Annotated in this window: 19 protein-coding genes; 8 read left to right on the plus strand and 11 right to left on the minus strand. The window is 65.8% G+C overall.

All coding sequences use genetic code 11. The features are described 5' to 3' along the window. Window positions 1-21 precede the first annotated feature (21 nt). Window positions 22-861, minus strand: coding sequence for a siderophore-interacting protein (locus tag ASPHE3_RS03995; protein WP_013599947.1), 840 nt, complete (start codon window positions 859-861; stop codon window positions 22-24). A gap of 14 nt (window positions 862-875) precedes the next feature. Further along, window positions 876-1,643, minus strand: a complete 768-nt coding sequence (locus ASPHE3_RS04000) for a uracil-DNA glycosylase (RefSeq protein ID WP_013599948.1) — start codon at window positions 1,641-1,643, stop codon at window positions 876-878. 130 nt (window positions 1,644-1,773) lie between these two features. Here ASPHE3_RS04000 and ASPHE3_RS04005 point away from each other — a divergent pair, with 130 nt between their 5' ends. The 5 genes from ASPHE3_RS04005 to groL all read left to right on the plus strand — a co-directional run bounded on the left by ASPHE3_RS04005 (window position 1,774) and on the right by groL (window position 6,405). Then, window positions 1,774-2,103, plus strand: a complete 330-nt coding sequence (locus tag ASPHE3_RS04005; RefSeq protein WP_013599949.1) for a DUF3263 domain-containing protein — start codon at window positions 1,774-1,776, stop codon at window positions 2,101-2,103. 48 nt (window positions 2,104-2,151) lie between these two features. Continuing rightward, window positions 2,152-2,805, plus strand: coding sequence for a LytR C-terminal domain-containing protein (locus ASPHE3_RS04010; RefSeq protein ID WP_013599950.1), 654 nt, complete (start codon window positions 2,152-2,154; stop codon window positions 2,803-2,805). A gap of 177 nt (window positions 2,806-2,982) precedes the next feature. Further along, window positions 2,983-3,189 (plus strand): cold-shock protein, encoded by a 207-nt coding sequence (locus tag ASPHE3_RS04015; protein WP_013599951.1) that lies wholly within the window; start codon window positions 2,983-2,985, stop codon window positions 3,187-3,189. Beyond that, window positions 3,186-4,487 carry an ABC transporter substrate-binding protein gene (locus ASPHE3_RS04020; protein ID WP_013599952.1) on the plus strand — a complete coding sequence of 434 codons (1,302 nt, stop codon included), beginning with the start codon at window positions 3,186-3,188 and terminating at the stop codon, window positions 4,485-4,487. Before ASPHE3_RS04015 ends, ASPHE3_RS04020 begins: the two co-directional genes overlap by 4 nt. Window positions 4,488-4,776: 289 nt before the next feature. Continuing rightward, window positions 4,777-6,405: a chaperonin GroEL gene (groL, locus tag ASPHE3_RS04025; RefSeq protein ID WP_013599953.1), complete on the plus strand. Its 1,629-nt coding sequence runs from the start codon at window positions 4,777-4,779 to the stop codon at window positions 6,403-6,405. Between the two features lie 92 nt (window positions 6,406-6,497). Here groL and ASPHE3_RS04030 read toward each other — a convergent pair whose 3' ends face one another. Beyond that, window positions 6,498-7,808, minus strand: coding sequence for an ABC transporter substrate-binding protein (locus ASPHE3_RS04030; protein ID WP_013599954.1), 1,311 nt, complete (start codon window positions 7,806-7,808; stop codon window positions 6,498-6,500). Window positions 7,809-8,006: 198 nt separating this feature from the next. On the opposite strand from ASPHE3_RS04030, the gene ASPHE3_RS04035 reads away from it, so the two are divergent. After that, entirely contained in the window at window positions 8,007-9,008 is a 1,002-nt protein-coding gene (locus ASPHE3_RS04035) for a ribonuclease HI family protein (protein ID WP_013599955.1), read from the plus strand. Window positions 9,009-9,077: 69 nt separating this feature from the next. Here ASPHE3_RS04035 and ASPHE3_RS04040 read toward each other — a convergent pair whose 3' ends face one another. The 7 genes from ASPHE3_RS04040 to ASPHE3_RS04070 form a co-directional block, all read right to left on the minus strand. Continuing rightward, window positions 9,078-9,365, minus strand: a complete 288-nt coding sequence (locus ASPHE3_RS04040; RefSeq protein WP_013599956.1) for a WXG100 family type VII secretion target — start codon at window positions 9,363-9,365, stop codon at window positions 9,078-9,080. An 87-nt stretch (window positions 9,366-9,452) separates the two neighbouring features. After that, entirely contained in the window at window positions 9,453-10,970 is a 1,518-nt protein-coding gene (locus tag ASPHE3_RS04045; RefSeq protein WP_041651967.1) for a sensor histidine kinase, read from the minus strand. Window positions 10,971-10,972: 2 nt separating this feature from the next. Continuing rightward, window positions 10,973-11,683, minus strand: coding sequence for a response regulator transcription factor (locus ASPHE3_RS04050; protein WP_013599958.1), 711 nt, complete (start codon window positions 11,681-11,683; stop codon window positions 10,973-10,975). Further along, on the minus strand, window positions 11,680-12,282 hold the full coding sequence (locus ASPHE3_RS04055; protein WP_013599959.1) for a DUF427 domain-containing protein: 603 nt from the start codon (window positions 12,280-12,282) through the stop codon (window positions 11,680-11,682). Before ASPHE3_RS04055 ends, ASPHE3_RS04050 begins: the two co-directional genes overlap by 4 nt. A 90-nt stretch (window positions 12,283-12,372) precedes the next feature. Further along, complete coding sequence (locus ASPHE3_RS04060) at window positions 12,373-14,019, minus strand: DNA repair helicase XPB (RefSeq protein ID WP_013599960.1); 1,647 nt, start codon at window positions 14,017-14,019, stop codon at window positions 12,373-12,375. A 30-nt stretch (window positions 14,020-14,049) separates the two neighbouring features. Further along, window positions 14,050-16,533, minus strand: a complete 2,484-nt coding sequence (locus ASPHE3_RS04065; protein WP_013599961.1) for a helicase-associated domain-containing protein — start codon at window positions 16,531-16,533, stop codon at window positions 14,050-14,052. A gap of 10 nt (window positions 16,534-16,543) precedes the next feature. Continuing rightward, window positions 16,544-16,777, minus strand: coding sequence for a hypothetical protein (locus tag ASPHE3_RS04070; protein ID WP_013599962.1), 234 nt, complete (start codon window positions 16,775-16,777; stop codon window positions 16,544-16,546). Window positions 16,778-16,993: 216 nt separating this feature from the next. On the opposite strand from ASPHE3_RS04070, the gene ASPHE3_RS04075 reads away from it, so the two are divergent. Both ASPHE3_RS04075 and ASPHE3_RS04080 read left to right on the plus strand, forming a co-directional pair. Then, window positions 16,994-17,377: a cold-shock protein gene (locus tag ASPHE3_RS04075; RefSeq protein WP_013599963.1), complete on the plus strand. Its 384-nt coding sequence runs from the start codon at window positions 16,994-16,996 to the stop codon at window positions 17,375-17,377. Window positions 17,378-17,383: 6 nt separating this feature from the next. After that, the gene (locus ASPHE3_RS04080; RefSeq protein WP_013599964.1) at window positions 17,384-18,028 is read left to right on the plus strand and encodes a DUF3027 domain-containing protein; all 645 of its coding nucleotides are present in this window, start codon (window positions 17,384-17,386) and stop codon (window positions 18,026-18,028) included. Between the two features lie 127 nt (window positions 18,029-18,155). On the opposite strand, the gene serC is transcribed toward ASPHE3_RS04080, so the two are convergent. Then, window positions 18,156-19,286: a phosphoserine transaminase gene (gene serC / locus ASPHE3_RS04085; protein ID WP_013599965.1), complete on the minus strand. Its 1,131-nt coding sequence runs from the start codon at window positions 19,284-19,286 to the stop codon at window positions 18,156-18,158. Window positions 19,287-19,543: the final 257 nt, after the last annotated feature.

Genomic DNA, 19,543 nt, shown 5'->3' on the forward strand with positions numbered 1-19,543 from the left:
GCCTTGGCCAGACCAGCCTGGCTAGATCTGCCCGACCGGCAGTTTCTTTTCCGCCTGGAACACGTCTTCAACGCGGCCCTTGGCCCAGTAACCGGAGAGCGACACCTGACGGCGTTCCAGGCCACGCTGCTTGAAAAAGACGTCGCGCAGCTGCTTCATGTAACCACGCTCGCCGTGGGCGAAGACGTCCACCCGGCCCTCGGGCCACTCCGCATCCGCCACCGCCTGCACCAGGAGGCTGCTCTCGCCTGCAGGGACGCCGTTACGGAAAAGCCAGTGGAGCGTGACTCCGGCGGGGGCGGCAACGTGCTGGATGTCGTCGTCGGAATCAACTTCAATGAAGGCGAGCCCCTTCGCGTCGGCCGGCAGCGCTTCCAGGCAGGCGGCAATGGCCGGCAGTGCAGCCTCATCGCCGGCGAAGAGGTACCAGTCGGCGTCCGGGTCCGGGTTGTAGGCGCCGCCAGGACCGGTAAAGGTCAGTGTTTCTCCCGGCTGGGCGTGCGCCGCCCACGGTCCCGCCAGGCCTTCGTCGCCGTGGACCACGAAGTCGATGGCGAGTTCCCGGGCCTCAGGATCCACCCAACGGAGAGTGTAGGTGCGTGTAAAAGGCCACTGATCGCGCGGCATGGTTTCACGGATCGTCCACAGGTCCAGGGGTGAGGGATAGGCGATGCCGGGCTGGGGAAACACGATCTTGATGTACCGGTCCGCGAACCCGTTGTTGGCGAAGCCGGAAAAGCCCTCGCCGCCGGCAACGATGCGGACCATATGCGGCGACAGCTGCTCCCGGCGCAGCACCGTGAGGTTGACCTGCGGGCGGTTTTTCTTGGTGGCGCTGGTGGCCGCGGGGACAATGCTCATAAGGCAAGCCTAAGCTAGGGGGCCGGCGGAAGCTCCCAGATGACGTCCTTTGCGCCCTGGTCGCGCAGGAGGGCATTGACGCGGCTGAACGGCCGGGAACCGAAGAAACCACGTGAAGCGGACAAGGGGCTGGGATGGGCGCTGGACACCGCCGGGACGCCGGGCAGCAGCGGACGGACGCTCTCCGCGTCCTTTCCCCAGAGCACCGCAACCAGCGGCAGCGGTGATCCGTCCGGAGCCGTGCGCCTTGCCAGGGCCTCCACGGCCGCCGTCGTGATCTTCTCCCAGCCTTTGCCGCGGTGGGAACCGGCAGCTCCGGCCCTCACGGTCATCACCCTGTTGAGGAGCAGTACCCCCTGCCCGGCCCAGGCGGAGAGGTCTCCGTGGACCCTGGCGGGAATGCCAAGGTCCGCTTCCAGTTCCCGGTAGATGTTGGCGAGGCTGCGGGGGAGCGGCCGGACGTGCGGATCCACCGCAAAGGACAAGCCGATGGGATGGCCGGGCGTCGGGTAGGGGTCCTGCCCCACGATCAGGACCTTCACGTCCGCGAGGGGCTGGCGGAAGGCCCGCAGGACGTTCGACGGCGACGGCAGGACCAGGTGCCCGGCTGCCACGTCCCCGGCAACAAAGGCCAGCACCTTCCGGAGCTCGGGTTCCACCTCCGCCAAGGCGGCTGCCCAGTCGGGTGAAATGAGCTCGTCAAGGGGGAGCCGCGCCAGCTCGGCGAAGCCGGGGCCTGCCGGTTTCTGCTCGAGCTCGAACAACGCGTCTGTTTCAAACACCGTCCTATTCTTGCAGGTGTCTTGCAGCCGCCCTGAAGACCGGTTCACGCACCCGGCAAATGACAATGGTGTTATTCGTCCGTAGCATGGGGGTCAGACATTTTACGTAACCAGCAAAGGAGAGTGCGCCGTGGCGGAGCCAGCTCGGGAGCACCTGCCGGAGCAGGAACAACGCAACAGCCTGCTGCCGGAATTCACGCTCCGGGATTCGCCTTTAAGCGAGCGTGACCAGCGGATGCTGGCCCTGGAACGGCAGTGGTGGAAGTACGCGGGGGCCAAGGAACAGGCCATCCGCGAGCTCTTCGACCTCTCCGCTACCCACTACTACCAGCTCCTGAACGCATTGATCGATACCGAGGATGCGCTGGCCCATGACCCCATGCTGGTCAAGAGATTGCGTAGACTACGTACGTCGCGTCACCGTGCCCGGACTGCACGGCGCCTGGGGTCTGACGCATAAGGCACTCGCACGAGTCTCAGCAGCAACACACAAGGATGTCTCTCTCCCATGACCAAATATGCCCGCGATGAATTCGACAAGGTCCCGGAGACTGCGTCGCGACAAGGTGTCCATCGCACAGCCTCTGCTCCGTCACGGGTCCGGCTCTGGCCCATCCTTGCCGTGGGAATTGTTGCACTGGCCATCGGCCTGGTGTCCTTCCTGATCCTGCCGAAGCTCGGACTCGGCGGCCCTGCCAGCCAGGCATCCGCCAGCCTCGAAGCGGCACCCCTGGCCGGGACAGGTTCCACGCCGTCGGCCACGCCGGACATCTCCGCAACGCCCTCCCCTGAACCCACGCCCTCCGACGCGGCTGACGGGGAGGCCGCGGACACCGACCCTGCGGGCGCCGGCACCGGGACGGAGCCCTCTGCGCCGGCTGCGTCAGTGGACAAGACACAGCCCGTGGCCGTCTACAACGCCACCGGGACCGCGGGCCTTGCAGGCCGCGTTGGCGGCACCGTGCAGTCAGCCGGCTGGCCCCTGGGGCAGGTGGGCAACTGGGCCGGCGCTCCCCAGCAGGGCTCCGTCATCTTCTACTCAGGGCAGGCCCAGCTGGCCAACGCGCGGGCACTTGCGGAGCTCTTGGGCGTCCCCACCGTGGTGAACAGCAGTGACTTCCAGGTTCCGCTGGTTGTGGTGCTGGGCCCCGGATACCGCTGAGCGCCGGTCCCGATCGAAGCCGGAGCGCAGGCTTCAGCAGTCACGCCTGGATAACGTTTGCGGACCGGGCCAGCTGGTGCCAGCGACGCCAGCGCGCTTTGGCTAGAGTGAAATCCAGGCTTCTGCAGCTGGCGGCACCGGCGCAGTTTCCCGGACCTAACGGAAAGAGTGGTCATCATGGCACGAGGAACCGTCAGATGGTTCAACGCGGAAAAGGGCTACGGGTTCATCACCGTAGACGGCTCCGGGGACGACGTCTTTGTCCACTGGTCCGCCATCCAGGGTGAGGGCTACCGCGCGCTGGACGAGGGGCAGCGTGTGGAACTTGAAGTCGGCGAGGGCGAAAAGGGCCCGCAGGCGGAAAGCGTCCGGCCGGTCCAGTGACGCGCTTGTTTTTTGGCGCCGGGCATATTCGGCCGGCATTGGCCCCGGTCCTCTGCGCCACGCTGGCCCTGACAGCCTGTTCAGGGGTGACGGGAAACGCGCGGGTGGAAGCTGTGGAAGCCTCCGGTGACGGAACCCTGAGGGTTGGCATGATCCTGGACAACTCCGGCGCCAACAGCTTCCTCAACGCCCCCCAGCTGGCCGCAGCCAAACTCGCAGTCAAGGAAATCAACGTGACCGGCGGCCACAAAGGCAGGCCGGTGGAGCTCCTTCCCGTTGAGTCAGGGGAGGACCCGGCCGCCCAGGCCCAGGCCCTGGTCCAGGCAAAAGCGGACGTCGTGGTGGGGCCCACCGATTCCAGTCACGCTGCCGCGGCCATCGACATCCTTTCCCGGGCCCGCACCCCCCTGATCTCGCCGGCCAACACCGCTGCCTCGCTGAGCACCATCCCCAGCGGCGGATATTACTTCAGGACGGCGGCCGCCGACATCGCGCAGGCGCCTGTACTGGTCAAGCTCGCCAAGGACGCCGGCGCGGCAACGATCGCCGTGATGTACCAGGACGGCTCCTACGGCAGCGACGTGTCGGCCGCCGTCTCCGATGCCGCGGAGCAGGCTGGTGTGGACGTGGCGGCACTGGAGGGGTTCGCTTCCGGTGATGCAGGGAGTGCGGTTTCCGCCATCCGGGATGCAGGACCCGACGCGGTGATCCTGATTGCCCGGGACGGTGCCCAGGGTGCTTTGGCCGAACTGCATAACGCGGACCTGGCAGGTTCCAGGATTCTCCTCAGTGACGGTGCTTTCGCCCGGTACGGATCCAAGCTGGGAACCAAGGCCCTGGAGGGTGCGCGCGCTGCCGTTCCCGGCGGGCTCCCCTCTGCAGGACTCCAGGAACGGTTGCTGGGCATGGATCCCGGACTCAAGGACGTGTCCTTCGCTGCAGAAACCTATGACGCCGTCATCCTGGCCGCGCTGGCGGCAGCCAGGGCCGAGGACGACGCGGGGCGTTCGATCGCGGCAAACCTCATTGCTGTGTCGGGCGGTACCTCGGCACAGCCCGCGAAGGCTGACGCGAAGGAGGCTGGGGCGAAGGAGCCCGGCGCTCCGTGTGCCAGCTATAAGGAGTGCCTGGCAGTGAAGGCTTCCGGGGCGGAGATGAATTACGACGGCGAATCCGGCCCGGTTGCGTTCGACGCCAACGGGGACATCACCTCAGCAGCCTTTACCATCTTCACGTTCGGGGCGGACAACATTCCAGCGGTCAGCGGCCGTGAAACGGCAGGCCGCGCCGCAGGCTGATCGCCCTCGGCGAAGAGGGCCGGGCCAAGCCCCTTCCTGCTGCCTATTCGCTTGCACTCTCACGTGGGGAGTGCTAATTATTGAGTTAGCACTCTGACGTACCGACTGCTAAAGCAATGCCAGGTTCCGGCCGGCGGCGCGCGGCACCGGTCGAGGAGCGAAGAAACACCTCACTGGAGTGAGGTCCTCAGCCGGAGGCATACAGAGGCCGCCGGGGAAGGACCGTCCGTCGCGGGCACTGCAGCGAAGGTTCATTCTTAACGACTGTCCCGAAAGGACTACTGCCGTTATGGCCAAGATCATTGCATTTGATGAAGAGGCACGCCGCGGCCTTGAGCGGGGCCTGAACACCCTCGCCGACGCCGTTAAGGTCACCCTCGGCCCGCGTGGACGCAACGTCGTCCTCGAGAAGAAGTGGGGCGCCCCCACGATCACCAACGATGGTGTTTCCATCGCCAAGGAGATCGAACTGGACGATCCTTACGAGAAGATCGGCGCCGAGCTGGTCAAGGAAGTTGCCAAGAAGACTGACGACGTCGCTGGCGACGGAACCACCACGGCTACCGTGCTGGCCCAGGCCCTGGTCAAGGAAGGCCTGCGCAACGTTGCTGCCGGCGCCGACCCGCTGTCCCTCAAGCGCGGCATCGAAAAGGCCGTTGACGCCGTCACCGCCGAACTGCTGAACTCCGCCAAGGAAATCGAAACCAAGGAAGAAATCGCCGCCACGGCGTCCATCTCCGCCGGTGACGACGAAATCGGCGCCCTGATCGCTGAAGCCCTGGACAAGGTGGGCAAGGAAGGCGTCATCACGGTCGAGGAGTCCAACACCTTCGGCCTGGAGCTTGAGCTCACCGAAGGCATGCGCTTCGACAAGGGTTACATCTCCGCCTACTTCGTGACCGACGCTGAGCGCCAGGAAACGGTCCTCGAGGATCCGTACATCCTGATCGTCAACTCCAAGATCTCCAACGTCAAGGAACTGGTTGCTGTCCTCGAAAAGGTCATGCAGTCCAACAAGCCGCTGCTGATCATCGCCGAGGACATCGAGGGCGAGGCCCTGGCCACCCTGATCGTCAACAAGATCCGCGGCACCTTCAAGTCCGTTGCCGTCAAGGCTCCGGGCTTCGGCGACCGCCGCAAGGCACAGCTTGCCGACATCGCCGTCCTCACCGGCGGCCAGGTCATTTCCGAGGAAGTTGGCCTCAAGCTGGAGAACGCCGGCCTCGAACTGCTGGGCAAGGCACGCAAGGTTGTTGTCACCAAGGACGAGACCACCATCGTTGAGGGTGCAGGCGACGCCGACCAGATCGCCGGCCGCGTGGCCCAGATCCGTGCCGAGATCGAGAACTCCGATTCCGACTACGACCGCGAGAAGCTGCAGGAGCGCCTGGCCAAGCTGGCCGGCGGCGTTGCAGTCATCAAGGCCGGTGCCGCAACCGAGGTCGAGCTCAAGGAGCGCAAGCACCGCATCGAAGACGCCGTGCGCAACGCCAAGGCTGCTGTTGAGGAAGGTATCGTCGCCGGTGGCGGCGTTGCCCTCATCCAGGCTGGTGCCAAGGCATTCGCCAACCTGCAGCTGTCCGGCGACGAAGCAACCGGTGCCAACATCGTCCGCGTTGCCATCGACGCTCCGCTGAAGCAGATCGCCTTCAACGCCGGCATGGAGCCGGGTGTTGTGGTGGACAAGGTCCGCGGCCTGCCCGCCGGCCATGGCCTGAACGCCGCAACCGGTGAGTACGTGGACCTGCTGGCTGCAGGTGTGAACGATCCCGTCAAGGTGACCCGCTCTGCCCTGCAGAACGCGGCTTCCATTGCCGGCCTGTTCCTCACAACCGAGGCAGTAGTCGCCGACAAGCCGGAGAAGAACCCCGCTCCGGTTGGCGGCGGCGACGACATGGGCGGCATGGGCGGCTTCTAAGCCTCCCCGCTGGACCCTGTCCCGCACAAACATAAAGGCGGCCCCCTCTGATGAGGGGGCCGCCTTTATGTTTCCGCCCTTATGGTGCTGGCCTACTTGCGGGCGCTGGCCAGCATTCCTTCCACTTCCTTCTTGAACGCCTCGGCCGCTGCCTGCGGGGTGAGGCGGTCGTAGAGCACCTCGTCGGTGAACCGCTTGATCACGTTCTGCACGCTGCCCGCGCCCACCGGCGGAACAGGCGGAGCATCCTTGATATCAGGCTCGATGTCCTTGAGGAAAGCCACCACCGTGGTGTCTGCAGGTTTCAGGGACGGGGTGATGCTCTCCACGATCTCCGTGTTGGTGGGCACTCCGCGGTCCGTCATCAGGATGCTGCCCGCTTCGGGGCTGTTGGTGAGGTAGTTGATGAACGTGGCCGCTGCTTCAGGGTGCTTTGAGCGCGAGGACGCGGACCAGAACATGGTGGGTTTGTAGTACATGCCGTTCTTCGCCGCCGTCCCGTCGACGCTCGGTGCCCGAAGCATCTTGATGCTGCTGCCGGTGGTCGACTCAAGCGACCCGAGCTGGTTGGTCCACCACCACGCCATTCCTACCCGGTTGGTCCCGAAGAGGCTTTCCTCCAGGCCCGCTCCCGAATCCTCCGTGGCCACCGTGGCGGGCGGGCTTGCCTTCGAATCGCGCTGTTCCTTCAGCCGCTCCCAGAAGGACGCCGCCGTTGCCGTGTCGAAGTCCAGCTTGCCGTCCTCGGAGTAGAGGTTTTCCCCGTGCTGGCGCAGCCAGATGATCAGGTCCGCTTCGTTGCTGCCGTAGGCGGCGCCGTAGTTCTTTCCGTCACCTGCGGCGCTGATCCTGGACGCTGTTTCTATGAAGTCGTCCCACGTCCAGGTGGTGTCATCAGGGACAGGAACGTTGGCTGCCTCAAACACCTTGGTGTTGGCCATGATGACGTAGGCGTTCTGCCCCGTGCTGAGTCCGTACTGCGCGCCGTCGTATTGGCCGGAGGCCAAGGCCTCCTTGTCCAGCTTGGAGGTGTCGATGCCGTCCTGCTTGGACAGGTCAAGGAGCGCACCGCGTCCGCCGTACTCGGCGATGTACTTCTGGTCCATTTGGATGACGTCCGGAGCATCGTTGGCTGCTGTCTTGGTGGCCAGCTTGTCCCAGTAACTGCTCCATTCACCGGGCTCTGACTCGATCTTGATGTTCGGGTGTTCCGCCTCGAAGGCGTCGATGACCTTTTCGGTCTGGGTATTCAGGTACTCGTTGCCCCACCATGCAAAGCGCAGGGTCACTTCCTCATTGCCCCCGGCGCTGGTTGAGCTGCCGCAGCCTGTGGCGAGGAGGGACAGGGCGAGGGCTGCTGCGCCGAGCTGGAACCTTCTCCTGCTAAGGGTCAGGATCGTCATTGATGGCCTTCCTTGTTCTGATGGCGTTTATCCCACGGAGCAGCCGCTGCTTCCCCATGTCGTGGCGGGTGAGAAAACGCTTTCTCATTTGATATGAGTGATTCTTCCGCGCTCGGGCCGCTTACGTCAAGAGATTCGGGTAACCGTTTTCCAGCGGTCAGCGCGCCGATTGTCGTGCCGGTCTGGCAGGATGGACCGGTGACGATTACTGCAGCGGCTGACGGTTCGGCCTTGGGAAATCCGGGTCCGGCCGGCTGGGCCTGGTACGTGAACGAGGATTGCTGGCGCGCAGGCGGTTGGCCCCATGGAACGAATAACCAGGGAGAGCTGATGGCTGTCCTGGATCTTTTCCGCGCGACTGCGCATGTTCCCCAGGAGGACCTGCGCATCCTCTGTGACAGCCAGTACGTTATCAATTCCATCACCAAGTGGATGCCGGGATGGAAGCGGAAAGGCTGGCGGAAAGCGGACGGCAAACCCGTCCTTAACGTGGATCTGCTGAAGGAACTGGACCGCGAGCTCGCCGGCCGCAAGTACACCTTCGAATGGGTTAAGGGCCACGCCGGGCATGACCTCAACGAAGCTGCAGACGAGCGCGCCAGGGCTGCCGCAACTGCCTATCAGCAGGGTGTGGCTGCCCGCTCCGGACCTGGCTTCCCCGGCGCCCACCACGCAGCTCCCGCCGCCAAAGCCGCAGCGACTGCCCAGGGAGGCCCGCCGGTGAAGGCGCCGCAGGCCCGGCCGGAAGCGGCAGCGCAACTGCAGGGACCGGCAGGGGGCTACGATGAGCCGGATCTGTTCAGCCAGCTGGGCAGCGGAGAGTTCGATGCGGCGGACACATCTGGCCAGGCAGGTGCCCCACCGCCTGAATCCATCGTGGAGGAATTGGAGCGTGAGCTGCTTGGCCCCCTGGTGCGGGGGGATATCGGACGCACGGCCGTGCTGCTGCACCCCGACTTCATGGAGATCGGCAGTTCCGGCAGGGTGTGGACCCGGGATGCCATGATGATGGCCCTCGAAGAGGACCCGGGGGAGCGCACAGACATCGAAATCCTTGGCGCCGACCGTGTGGGCCCCGCTGCCGTCCTCCTCACATACCGCAGCTTCGCGCGTTCCGGCACCACCCTGAGAAGTTCGTTGTGGGTCCTTGACGGTGACCGGTGGCGGCTGCGGTTCCACCAGGGCACTCCCGAAGCCTGAGTCTGGGGCTCCCTTCAGCGGCAGGGCCCCTGCGGGGAGCCCCTGCCAACCCCGGGAATGCCCCTCCGTTCAGCTGAACCGCTGGGTATTGCCCTGCTCCGCCTGGGCATAGGTGGCTGCCGCGGAGGCCAGGGCTGCGTTGATGGAGGCCAGCGAGGCCTCGACTTTTCCCTGCGTGATGGTCCATTCGGTGATCAGGGTCTGGAAGTTCGTGGCGGCGGAACCCCGCCATGAACCCTGCAGTTCGTCCAGTCCCCGTTTCATGGCCTGAACGTCCGCGCTGATCCTGTCCACCGTTGCCTGGACCGTGGCGGACTTCAGCTGGAGCAGTTCGGTATCAACGGAAATGATGCTCATGGTGTGCCTTTCGCTTCCGGCCCGGCTGGTCCGGACCACTGGAATCGAGCGTAGGCAGCCGGGGCCGGGTCCCGCCATGGCCCGCGGCTATATGTGGATAACCTCGCCGTCGCTGCCTTTGTTCTCCTCCGCGGTTCCGGCTGCATCGGTTCTGCCGTCCGGCGCGTCTGCGGTTGCGTCGTCACGCTGGGGAAGGCTGACCACAAGGGTGGCCCCGCCGCCGTCGGTCTTTTCCACCCGCACGGAGCCGCCGTGGGAGCCCACGATCGCGGCCACGATGGCCAGCCCCAGCCCGCTTCCGCCCGTCTCCCTGGTGCGGGAGGTATCGGCCCGGTAGAAACGCTCAAAAACCTTTGACGCGTCCTCGTCGGAGATCCCAGGTCCGTGGTCGCGCACTTCGATGATTGAGCGGCGCCGTCCGTCCTCCACAGTCCTGACTCCAACGGCCAGCTCGATGGGGCTGCCGGCCGGGGTGTAGCGGAGTGCGTTGCCCACCAGGTTGCCCACCACCTGCCGAAGTTTTGCCTCGTCGCCCAGTACGGGGGCAGGCGCTGCAGGGCCGCCGTCGAGCCCCAGCAGTGCTATCGCACGGGAACGGTCGCTGGCCTGCGTGTCCACCACTGCGTCGTGGGCAATGAGCTGGAGGTCAACGGGCTTTTGCTGCAGCGGCCGCTGCTCGTCCAGGCGGGCCAGCAGCAGGAGGTCCTCCACCATGGAGCCCATGCGCTTGGCTTCGCTTTCAATCCTTCCCATGGCCGTGGCCACATCCTCCTGCGTGGCCAGGGCACCGTGGCGGTACAGCTCAGAGAACCCGCGGATGGTCACCAGCGGGGTGCGCAGCTCATGGGATGCGTCAGCGGCGAACCGGCGCATCCTCGCCTCGGACGCGGTGCGGGCTGCGAAAGCCGTTTCGATGTGGGCGAGCATGGCGTTCAATGAGCTGCTGAGGCGGCCAAGCTCGGTACTGGGATTCTCCACGTCCACTCGGCGGGAGAGGTCGCCGGCGGCGATGGCGGCGGCGGTTTTTTCCACCCGCGCCAAGGGCCGGAACGCGCGGGACACCGTCCAGCTTGCGATCAGGGAGGCCAGCAGCAGGGTCAGCAGGCCAACCCCGGTGACCACCACCGTGGCGTGTTTGAGGACATCGTCCACACTCTTCAGCGGGAGCCCGATGACCACCACGGCGGTGGTCTGGTTGTTCTGCACGGGCACGGCCACCACCCGCCAGTTCCCGCCGTCCGTGCCGCGCACCTGGTACGGTACCGCGCCACGGCCCTGTGCCTGCTCCACAGTGAGCGAGCTGATGTCCGGCCGGCTGTCAGGATCCCCGCCGAACGGGTAAGGCTCCTCATTCGGCGCGAACAGGATCAGCGCATAGTCGGTGGGGACCATCGGGTTGGTGGGTGCCTGCAGCTGGGTGAAGGAGCGCTGCTTCCGGGCCAGGTCCACGGCCGCGTAAAGTTTGTCGTCCACCTGCGCCTGAAGATAGTTGTGCAGCAGCGCCAGCGTTCCTGCCCCCGTTACCGTGAGGGCCACGATCAGCAGGGCCATGATCATGGCCACCAGTTGCGTCCTCAGCGAGGCCGACTTCCATCGCTGCAGCAAGGTCAGCGCTTTTCTGCCGTCCGAAGCACGTAGCCCACGCCGCGCTTGGTCTGGATCAGGGCGGGGGCATCGGGATCGATGTCCACCTTGCGGCGCAGGTAGGAGATGTACGACTCCACGATGGAGGCGTCACCGTTGAAGTTGTACTCCCACACGTGGTCCAGTATCTGGGACTTGGACAGCACGCGGTTGGGGTTGAGCATGAGGTACCGGAGCAGCTTGAACTCGGTGGGGGACAACTCGATCACAGTGCCCCCGCGCCGCACTTCGTGGGCATCGTCGTCGAGCTCCAGGTCATCGACGCGGATCACTGCGTCGTCGTCGAGCAGCGGCTGCGTGCGGCGCAGGACTGCCCTGATCCGCGCCACCACCTCGTCCAGGCTGAAGGGCTTGGTGACGTAGTCGTCGCCGCCGACGGTGAGGCCGGTGACTTTGTCCTCTGTGTCGTCCTTGGCCGTCAGGAACAGTACGGGGAAGTGCTTACCGGAGGCCCGGAGGCGGCGGGTGACGGTGAACCCGTCCATGTCCGGAAGCATGACGTCAAGCACGGCAAGGTCCGGGGCGTGGGCGTCCGCGGCGGCCAGGGCGTCCCGTCCGTTGGCAGCGGAAACCACATCGAAGCCGGCAAAGCGCAGCGACGTGGAGAGCAGCTCGCGGATGTTGGGTTCGTCGTCAACAACGAGGAGCTTTGCTTCTGGACCGTTCTTGTTCATGTTCCCATCATGCTCCCAGACTCTGGGAGTTGTCTGGATATTCGTTGGGAACCGGATGGGACCTGAATCCGCCCGGGACGGCCACGGAAGCGGTCCCTTACCAGTGCAACGTTCCTGGTTCCCCCCTTGAACGGACCCACCACCCGTTCTGTGATCCACCCTCCGTAGAAGCCTCCGGCCTGGGGGCGGACGCGCTCGCCGTCCACCTCGCAGTAATCCATCCTTCCCGGGTACACCGCCACCCGGCCTGCCAGCGCTTCGTAGCCTTGAGCCGGCTCCGGGTAGAACCAGGCCGCAGCCTCAGCAACCTTTCCGCCGCCACGCACTGTGAGGTATTGCGCCGCACCCTTGAACTCGCAGAAACTGCTTCCATCCGCAGGTTCCAGGGTTCCGGGAGCGAAGGCCGATCGGGGCAAGTAGTAGACAGGGGGATGGCTGGTTTCAAGGACCCGGACCGAATCCACGCTGTCCAGGACCACCTCCCCGCCCAGGACGATCCGGATCCTCGCGCTGCCAGCCTCGACGCGCGGGGGACGGGGATAATCCCACGCCGCTTCCTGGCCGGGCAGGGGGACTACGGGGGTTGGGGTGCGCTGCATGCCTTCAGTTTGCACGCCAGCCTGCGTCCGCGCCACAAGTCCACGCAGCCCGGCCGGTGCACTTCGCACCACTATGACCGCGGCTGGGAGCTATTCAGCCGTTTCCACGTCCTTGCCGTCCATGATCCGGTAGGCATAGCCCTGCTCGGCCAGGAACCGCTGGCGCTTTGCCGCAAATTCCTGGTCCAGGGTGTCACGGGCCACGAGCGAGTAGAACCGGGCTGCACGGCCGTCCTTCTTGGGCCGCAGGAGCCTGCCCAGCCGCTGCGCCTCCTCCTGCCGCGAGCCGAAGGAACCAGACACCTGGATGGCCACCGAGGCTTCCGGCAGGTCGATGGAGAAGTTGGCCACCTTGGAGACCACCAGCGTCTGGATGTGCCCGGCGCGGAACGCATCGAAGAGCTTCTGGCGCACCTTGACCGAAGTGTCGCCCTTGATCACCGGGGCCTGCAGCCGCTCGCCGAGGTCGTCCAGCTGGTCGATGTACTGCCCGATCACCAGCAGCTGCTCGCCCGCGTGCCGGGCCACCAGCTGCTCAACCACCTGGGTCTTGGACTCGGAGGTGGAGCAGAGCCGGTACTTGTCGGCGTCGTCCGCCATGGCGTAGGCCACCCGTTCATCCTTGGGCAGGTCTACCCGGACCTCCACGCAGTCTGCAGGCGCGATATAGCCCTGGGACTCGATGTCCTTCCAGGGCGCGTCATAGCGTTTGGGCCCGATCAGGGAAAAGACCTCGCCCTCGCGGCCGTCCTCGCGGACCAGCGTTGCTGTAAGGCCGAGCCGCCGGCGTGCCTGCAGATCGGCGGTCATCCGGAAGATCGGGGCCGGCAGGAGATGCACCTCGTCATAAATGATCAGGCCCCAGTCGTGCCCGTCCACCAGCTCCAGGTGCGGGTACAGTCCTCCGCGCTTGGTGGTCAGCACCTGGTAGGTGGCGATGGTCACCGGCCGGACTTCCTTCACGGCACCCGAGTACTCGCCGATCTCGTCCTCGGTGAGGGAGGTGCGCTTGAGCAGCTCGTCCTTCCACTGCCGGGCGGCCACGGTGTTGGTCACCAGGATCAGGGTGGTGGTAGAGCCGGTCGCCATGGCAGCGGCGCCCACAAGTGTTTTGCCCGCACCGCAGGGCAGCACCACAACGCCGCTGCCTCCGGCCCAGAAATTATCGCTTGCCATCTGCTGGTACGGCCGCAGCTTCCAGCCGTCCTCATTCAGGGCAATCAGGTGCGGGGTGCCGTCCACATACCCCGCCAGGTCTTCCGCCGGCCAGCCGATCTTCAGCAGGAGCTGCTTGAGCTGTCCGCGCTGGGAGCCGTGCACCACCACGGTTTCGCCGTCGATCCGGGGCCCCAGCAGGGGCTGGATTTTCTTGGCGCGGATTACTTCCTCCAGGACGGGGTAGTCGTCGGTCCGCATGACCAGGCCGTGTTGCGGGTCTTTTTCAAGGCGCAGCCGTCCGTACCTGGACATGGTTTCTTCGACGTCGATCAGGAGCGAATGGGGTACGGGGAAGCGCGAATACTTCAGGAGCGTATCCAGGACCTTCTCCGCGTCCAGCCCGGCAGCGCGGGCATTCCAGAGGCCCAGCGGTGTCAGCCGGTAACTGTGCATGTGCTCGGGTGCGCGCTCCAGTTCCGCGAAGGGAGCGATGGCATGCCGGGCTTCGGTTGCGAGCACATGGTCCACTTCGAGCAGGATGGTTTTGTCGCTCTGGACGATCAGGGGTCCGTCGTTCACGCAGGGTTGTCCTTCACGCAGGGTTGTCCTTCACTGGCGCAGTTCCTCTGCAGCCTCAATATCGATAATGCGGTGGATGGACAGCACCCGTTCAGTTTCCTTTGCCGGATCAAAGACCCGGACGCGTCCGCCGCTTACAGATAGCGGAACAACGATCTCCAGGTTGGCATTCCCCATGCTGTCCACCACGTTCATGCTGATCCGCTGCTTGAGCCGGATGGCGCGCTGCAGTGCCTCCAGCCCCAGCTGGGTGCCCACTTCGCCGGCGTGCACGGCGGATCCATGGTGTCCGACGGCGGGACGCGCCTGCCGCAGGACGGCCAGCTGGGCGTCCACTTCCTCCGCCGCGGGCGCCGTGCGTGGTGCGGTATAGACGGGGCGCTGGGCGTCCGGCTGTGCCGGGGCCGGCCGGAGTCGGACAACAGGCTCGTCGGCGCCGTCCACGGAGGGGGAGAGGCCGAGGCTCCGGAGGACCTGGGCGGTTTCGCGCGGAGCCGCGGAGGAAACCAGGACGGTGGGGGCAATCCTCACCAGGTTCAGCCCGGCAGCCTTGGGCCCGGAGAGGAGTTCCTGGAGCGCGCCTTCATCTTCACTGTGGATAAAACTGGCGGCCGCCCCCACCCGCAATCGTCCGTGCCGGGAAGCGGTGTCCTCAATGAGGTATTCGAGGGGCTGGGGCACCGCGGTGGCGGAGTGCTCGCGGAGGAACGCCATGATCCCGGCAGCGTCGTACCCGCCATCCAGCGCACGCTTGATGGAGTTCGCAGAGAACCGGTAGATGGTGGCGGGTCCCTGGCCCTCGGCGTCGGCCATCAGCAGAAGTTTTCCGGCGAGTTCCGGGGCAAGGTAGCCGGGGGCCACCGCCGTGAGGTCCGCCTGCAGCAGCACATGGTTCAGGGCTGCCGGCAAATGCTCGCCCAGGATGGCCAGGGCGTCGTCGGGATTGTCCTGGGCCAGGGCGCTTCCCAGCTGGCTGAGGGCTCCGGATCCCACCAGGCCCAGGAGTTCAGCCTCCGCCAGCACTCCGCGGATCATGGAGCTGAACCGCCTGGCCATGCGGGGCTGGGCCCATTCCGCCCTTTGCAGGACGGCTGCCGCATCCAGCACGGGAGCGGTGCCGTCTGCAGGACCCGCTTCATGGGTCAGTTCGTTCAGGATCTCGAGGATGCGTTTGCGGACCACCGGAGCATCAGGCCGCTGCGCCTCGGCGGAAAGGGCGATGATGGTGCTGCCGGAGGCTGACCTGTGCGCAGCCGGCACCCCGCGGGATCCGCTGATGGGCTGGCCCACCAGCGAGGGCACGCGCTCGCTGGCAAGCCAGGCATTGACCAGCCAGAGCCACTGTTCCTGCCGCGGAAGGATGAGCCATTCAAGCTGCGGTGGCTGGACCCAGCATGAAGAGTCCACGTCGAGGCGGATGAGGCCGGCCAGCGCGGCCAGCTCCAGCAGGACTCCGACGTGCTGCTGGTCGATCCGCAGCAGGTCCGCGAGCCGCCGCATCTCCCGCACTCCCACACCGCCGCTGCGCAAAGTGGCCAGGGGCTGTTCCCGGACGGCGTGAAGCAGTTCGCCCACGAGCCGCAGCGTCTCGGAGATGGCGCTGAGTGCTGCGTTCCTGCGCAGGGCGGCGGTGGTCCGGCCGAGTTGGGGAACAGGCGGTGAGAGGGTGAAGTCGTCGATGATCGCGCCGCCGCGCAGTGAGAGGCCCACGCTGTGCGGCAGTTCCACGTGCGCCGCGTCGAGCGGCACCAGGAGGCCCCGTGCAAGGAGCCAGTCAATGGGTCCGACGTCGGACCCCTCGGCGCTGATGGAGGCCTTTCGTTGCGCCTGGGGTACGGCGCCCATGGCCCAGTTCCGGAACCTGGCGAGCAGCGCCGTCGTCCGTTCCGGTGCCGTGGCAAGGATGCTGTGGAGGGCCTCAGGGGAGGATGTCCAGTGCTGCAGCGCCAGTGCGGCCTCCATGGGCGTGGTGGCGCCATGAATCGCCACTCCGCTGCGGTGCAGTTCGGTAACCAGTTGCACCGCGCGCTGCGCGAAGGCCGGCTGGAGGCGGACCAGTTCCGTATAGCTCCTGCCCAGCCCTGCCGGGTAGATCCCCACCACGTCCTTCAGCGAACCGACGGGGAGGTAGTAGCGGTGCTTCGCGGCAGAGTCCGCAACGCCGTGCGGGGGTTCGGCGCGGTGCACCAGGGCGAGTTCCTGCAGCGAGGCCAGGAGCCGTTCAACGGTTGCGGCCGAAGAACCTGAAATCAGCTTGCGGAGCTGGGCGGCGGATGCGCTGTGTCCGGTGTCCGTGTTGGTGCTGAGGTGAAGGGTCTCAAGGACCTGCATTTGCGGCCGGTTCAGCCGTTCCAGGGCACGCTGGACGCTGAGCCGGGCACTGGCCCGTGCAGCCAGGGCGGGGAAATCCGGGACAGTGGGTGAGATGAGGTCCGGCCGCGCAGCGAACAGCGCCCGCAGAGAATCATCGCTGCGTGCCTCCAGCTCCTTGCTCAACGCGCGAATGAGGGACATCAGTCCAACGTTACCGCCGGTCCGGCTTTCCTGCCCGGCGCCGCCCGGCAACGCCGTCCAGAACCAGGAAGAGCATCAGGATGAAGGCCAGCGGCAAACCGTAGAGCGCAGAATAGGTAACCCAAGCCGGAGCCATTGAGCCGGCGAAGGCAAGGGCCATCACGGCGCCGACTGCCAGCAGGGACAGCACGGCAACAACAGCCGCGAGGATCATCAGGGCACGCCGGTAGCGCGAGGGTGTCATGGACGTAACGCTACAGCTCCTGCGGCGCTGGAGGTGAACGGCTGTGTGGAGCACCCTGGGCAGCACCGCTGAAAGCGGGATTACGGCGGTTGGCAGGATAACCTTGAGGTATAGACCAACACGGTTACAGCCGTCATGCCCTAAACCCGCACAACAATGCGGACGCGGTGAGGGCTGGCCGTGTCAGAAGACGTCAGAACGAAGAAGGTTGATTACGTGCCTACCGGCAAGGTCAAGTGGTATGACAAGGAAAAGGGCTTCGGGTTCCTCGCAGGCGAAGACGGCCAGGAGGTCTTCCTGCCCAAATCGTCGCTGCCCGAAGGCGTAACAGAGCTCAAGGCCGGAACCCGGGTGGAATTTGGTGTGGCTGACGGCCGCAAAGGGGCTCAGGCCCTGGGCCTGCGCGTGCTGGACAAGACGCCGTCCATTGCCAAGGCCAAGCGGCCCAGTGCCAAGGACCTCGCTCCGCTGGTCCAGGACCTGGTGACCGTGCTGGACAACCTGTCCGGGACCCTCTCCAAAGGCAAATACCCGGAAGGCAACAAGGGCAAGGCGATTGCTGCTGCCCTGCGTAAGGTTGCCGACGAGCTGGACGTTTAGGCACCGATGAATTCGGAACCTGAACAGGCGGCACCGGCTGCGCCGGACCAGGGCGGCCGGGCAGCGGAAAGCAAGTCCGGCGCTGGCGTTGCCGCTGCCGGTGCGAAAGCCGGCGCCAGGCGCCGCGCCGGTGTCCCGGTGTGGCGGACGGGGAAGCCTGACGCGTTCCTGGCCGCGGCCGTGGACACCGCCCGCGACGCGGTGCAGGGCATAACGCCTGCAGCCACCATCGGCCGGCATCTCGGGGCCAAGAGCGAGGGCGACCGGCTGGTGACGCACTTGTTCGAGTCCAGGCTGCCCGGATACGTGGGCTGGCAGTGGTACGCGGTGCTGACCCGGAACTCACGTTCCAAGGTGGTCACGGTTAACGAGCTGGGGCTCCTGCCGTCCGAGGAGTCAATCCTTGCGCCCGAATGGGTGCCCTGGGCGGAGCGCGTCCGGCCGGAAGACGAACAGGATGTCGAGCAGGTTCAGGAGGTTGCCGCCCCGGACGAAGCGCGTCCCGGGGAAGCGGCTCCGGCAGCGGATCCGGAAGGGGCAGTGCCCGCAGGCGGAAGCCAGGGTGCTGCGGACCAGGACTCGCCGGACGGGGAGCCTACGGAGCAAGCTTCTGGGGACCAGCCTGCTGAGGACGACGACGGCACAGAGTAACGCGGGACGGCTCCCTTTGCAGGGAGGACGTTTCCCAGCCAGTTAAACGAAAACGGCGCCGCCCGGGACGAACCCGGGCGGCGCCGTCGTACTTTCAAGTCCCTTCAGAGGCTTGTCATCAAGAAGGCTACTTGCGCAGTTCGCCCACCACGTAGTCGATGCTTGCCAGCAGTGCGGAGACATCGTCCGGCTCGATGGCAACAAACGTGGCGATGCGCAGCTGGTTGCGGCCCAGCTTGCGGTACGGCTCGGTGTCTACCACGCCGTTGGCCCGCAGGACCTTGGCCACCACGGATGCGTCCACGGAATCGTCGAAGTCGATGGTGGCGATGACGTTGGAGCGCTCGTCCGGGTTGGTGACGAACGGGGTGGCGAACTCCGAGGCCTCAGCCCAGCTGTAAATGCGGCCGGCGGAATCGGCCGTGCGCCCGGCCGCGAAGTCCAGGCCGCCGTTCCCATTCAGCCACTGCACCTGTGCATCCAGGGTGACCAGCGTGGACAGCGAGGGAGTGTTGTAGGTCTGGTTCAGCCGCGAGTTGTCGATGGCCGTCTGCAGGTCCAGGAAGTCCGGAATCCAGCGGTCGCTGCCCTTGATCCGCGCTGCGCGTTCCAGGGCGGCGGGGGAGAACAGGCCGAGCCACAGGCCGCCGTCCGAGGCGAAGTTCTTCTGCGGCGCGAAGTAGTAGACGTCGCTCTGCGCCACGTCAACGTCCAGGCCGCCTGCTGCCGACGTTGCATCCACCAGCACCAGCGCGCCCTCATCGGCCCCGGCCACGCGCGTCACCGGGGCGGCAACACCGGTGGAGGTCTCGTTCTGGGGCCAAGCGTAGACATCCACTCCGGCTTCAGCTTGCGCCTCCGGGCGGGTACCGGGCTCGGACTTAATGATCGACGACGAATCCAGGAAGGGCGCCTTGTTGGTGGCGGCCGCGAACTTGGAACCAAATTCGCCGAAGGAGAGGTGCTGCGCCTTTTTCTCCACCAGCCCGAAGCTGGCAACGTCCCAGAACGCGGTGGACCCGCCCACTCCCAGTACCACTTCATAGCCCTCCGGAGCCCGGAAGAACTGGCTCAGGCCTTCCCGCACCGATCCCACGAGGTTCTTGACTGGTGCCTGCCGGTGGGACGTTCCCAGGATGGTCTTCGATGCCGCGGCCAGTGCATCGATCTGCTCCTGGCGGACCTTTGAGGGGCCAGCGCCGAACCGTCCGTCCCGGGGCAGGAGGTCGGCGGGAATAGTGATGCTGTTTTCGCTCACAAGTACTCCAATGTCGGCGTGGACGCGGTGGTGGTCCGGCGGGTGTTTGTTGGCAGGCAGCCGTGGCGGCTGCAGCTCAGGCCCTCCTTATTCTGCCTGAACAGCTGTGGGGGCGGGAACCGGCAGCGTCATAGTCCAGACACTGAGACGGGGCCTCCGGATGACGTCCCCAACTATTCGGACAAAGTCAAAATAGGCTAAGCTTTCCAACGGACCACGTCGCGGATGGAAGCGATACGGTGGGACAACGCAAGGAA

Source organism: Pseudarthrobacter phenanthrenivorans Sphe3 (genome assembly GCF_000189535.1).
Classification (GTDB): domain Bacteria; phylum Actinomycetota; class Actinomycetes; order Actinomycetales; family Micrococcaceae; genus Arthrobacter; species Arthrobacter phenanthrenivorans.

Coding starts and splice junctions, on each gene's coding strand:
- ASPHE3_RS03995 (WP_013599947.1), bottom strand. CDS start 861: ATGAGCATTGTCCCCGCGGCCACCAGCGCCACCAAGAAAAACCGCCCG.
- ASPHE3_RS04010 (WP_013599950.1), top strand. CDS start 2,152: ATGACCAAATATGCCCGCGATGAATTCGACAAGGTCCCGGAGACTGCG.
- ASPHE3_RS04015 (WP_013599951.1), top strand. CDS start 2,983: ATGGCACGAGGAACCGTCAGATGGTTCAACGCGGAAAAGGGCTACGGG.
- groL (WP_013599953.1), top strand. CDS start 4,777: ATGGCCAAGATCATTGCATTTGATGAAGAGGCACGCCGCGGCCTTGAG.
- ASPHE3_RS04030 (WP_013599954.1), bottom strand. CDS start 7,808: ATGACGATCCTGACCCTTAGCAGGAGAAGGTTCCAGCTCGGCGCAGCA.
- ASPHE3_RS04040 (WP_013599956.1), bottom strand. CDS start 9,365: ATGAGCATCATTTCCGTTGATACCGAACTGCTCCAGCTGAAGTCCGCC.
- ASPHE3_RS04050 (WP_013599958.1), bottom strand. CDS start 11,683: ATGAACAAGAACGGTCCAGAAGCAAAGCTCCTCGTTGTTGACGACGAA.
- ASPHE3_RS04055 (WP_013599959.1), bottom strand. CDS start 12,282: ATGCAGCGCACCCCAACCCCCGTAGTCCCCCTGCCCGGCCAGGAAGCG.
- ASPHE3_RS04065 (WP_013599961.1), bottom strand. CDS start 16,533: ATGTCCCTCATTCGCGCGTTGAGCAAGGAGCTGGAGGCACGCAGCGAT.
- ASPHE3_RS04070 (WP_013599962.1), bottom strand. CDS start 16,777: ATGACACCCTCGCGCTACCGGCGTGCCCTGATGATCCTCGCGGCTGTT.
- ASPHE3_RS04080 (WP_013599964.1), top strand. CDS start 17,384: ATGAATTCGGAACCTGAACAGGCGGCACCGGCTGCGCCGGACCAGGGC.